1 protein-coding gene is annotated in these 611 nt (G+C 56.6%); it reads right to left on the reverse strand.

Annotated elements, in window-relative coordinates; all coding sequences use genetic code 11:
• Window positions 1-74: 74 nt before the first annotated feature.
• Window positions 75-611 (reverse strand): DDE-type integrase/transposase/recombinase (locus tag P7F60_RS30805; RefSeq protein ID WP_277921241.1); only part of this gene is annotated, 537 nt, incomplete at its 5' end.

The following is a 611-nucleotide window of genomic DNA, read 5'->3' on the forward strand; positions in this document are numbered from 1 at the left end:
TGTCCGTCGTCAAATGATTTGAGACTTTTTGGGCTTTGGAAGAATGGAGTTTCCGGCTCGGTTTGCGGGTTGATTTAAGCCGCTTTGGCCTGGTGGTTCAAGCGGCGCTGCCTGATGGTGTCTTGTTTGATCCTTTCGCGTTCGAGCAGTATGGTCTGGCCGCGCCCGAAGTAGACGTCGGCCGGAGTGAGATTGTCGAGGCTCTCGTGGTATCGCCGATGATTGTAATGCTCGACGAAAGCCGCGATCTGGGCTTCGAGGTCTTCCTGGAAGAAGTAGTTTTCCAGCAGGATGCGGTTCTTCAACGTCTGGTGCCAGCGCTCGATCTTGCCCTGGGTCTGCGGATGGCCAGGAGCACCATGGACCTGGTCGATCTTGTATTTCTCCAGCCATTCGCCGAGGTCGGAAGCAACGTAACATGGGCCATTGTCCGATAGCAGGCGTGGTCGGTGTTCGACCTTGACCTTGTCGCAGCCTGAGGTGGCCAGTGCCAGGTCGAGCGTGTCGGTGACATCCTCGACCTTCATGCTGGTGCACAGCTTCCAGGCGATGATGTAGCGGGAATAATCGTCGAGGATGGTCGACAGGTAGAACCATCCCCAGCCGATGAC

It is taken from the genome of Rhizobium sp. YJ-22, from assembly GCF_029601685.1.
Classification (GTDB): domain Bacteria; phylum Pseudomonadota; class Alphaproteobacteria; order Rhizobiales; family Rhizobiaceae; genus Metarhizobium.